Here is a 1,241-nt window from a genome sequence, read left to right on the forward strand (position 1 = left end):
GTTTAAATTAGCCTTGATTGGAACGATCGTAAGGCCGATTCTATCGCCCTGGGATGACGAGTAATCAAAGCTACTTGTGCCCTCGGGTATTGCGAGGAATTCCAACGAAAATCCCGCTGTTCTAAATGGCTGCACAGTTCATATTCAGAAGGTGGGATTGGTATTATTTACTGATTACCCAGTCTTCAGACAATAGCAGCTACGGCACTTTTATGCTTGTTAAAGCGGGCATGCTTGTCAAAGCGGGCATTCACAGGACAAGTTGTCGATAATGACGCTCAGGGCAATCCGTACTGCCGAATCAGGATCATCAGCACTTTCAGCCCGACAATGGTTTTTGTGCATCATTTCCAGCCAGATCATGGGTATCCTTATTGATGCAATTACACGTCAGGCAGCGTTTTTTTGCTGGTGGATGTAAAATAATTCTTATGTTGCAGTGAACAAAATAGAATTTCTCTGGTCTACTTGCGGGTGATGCCAGTTTGCATCACATGTTTTCATTAATTGGAGGTCTTCCGTGAGTGCAATTATCAATTGGGGCTTTGGCTTCTTTCTAACGGACTATGCAGGGCTCTCAGGATCCGTGTTCAGGTCCATCATATCGATGCTCTGATAGTTAAATGGCAAGGATGAGTGTACTCTTCCTTGCCTTTGCAGTTTTTATTGACCGGCTATCACTGTGCAACACAGTCGCACCCCCAGTCATCAGGTTGATGAGAGTGATGCTGCGCAACATAGCAACAAATGCCCATGGCAAGTGAAAATATTTTGCGCCACCCTCAAGGATGAAAAATGGTTAAGCAGACTATTTTTCACGGCAAAGGCTATACGAAGTCCATTATTGCTGCCCGTAATAGCGATAAAAACCCGGGGCAAAGTAAGCTTGAACCGGTTCCCGGCAGATATCGTTGAGGTGCATACATTGCAACGGTCGCTCTGGAGGTGTTAGATTCTGTCCCCCCATGCTCATTTCTTCTGCACCAATGTCTACCCAGCCAGTTATTCTTGCTTCAACTCACCCTGCCATTCAGGCTTTGCTCGAAAACCTTGCCGCACTTCTGAATACCGGCTTGAATCACAGACTTCAAGATATTGACGAAGGAACTCTGGTGGTTTTTGATGCATCCGGAGCGCTGGCGGTTCAGCGAGCAGGATCGAAAGAGAAGCCGATTGTCGTTGATTTTGTCCGTGGCAAGGCAGGGCATCGACGCAGGTTTGGTGGTGGCAAAGGGCAGGAT

1 protein-coding gene and 1 pseudogene are annotated in these 1,241 nt (G+C 46.8%); one reads left to right on the plus strand and one right to left on the minus strand.

Annotated features, from left to right (window positions below; translation table 11 throughout):
* Positions 1 to 237: 237 nt before the first annotated feature.
* Positions 238 to 363, minus strand: a complete 126-nt coding sequence (locus KDK14_RS17435; RefSeq protein WP_257266461.1) for a hypothetical protein — start codon at positions 361 to 363, stop codon at positions 238 to 240.
* 602 nt (positions 364 to 965) lie between these two features.
* On the opposite strand from KDK14_RS17435, the pseudogene KDK14_RS17440 reads away from it, so the two are divergent.
* A pseudogene (locus tag KDK14_RS17440) lies at positions 966 to 1,241 on the plus strand (class I SAM-dependent methyltransferase); the annotation flags it as partial.

It is taken from the genome of Endozoicomonas sp. ONNA2, from assembly GCF_024606365.1.
Taxonomy (GTDB): domain Bacteria; phylum Pseudomonadota; class Gammaproteobacteria; order Pseudomonadales; family Endozoicomonadaceae; genus Endozoicomonas.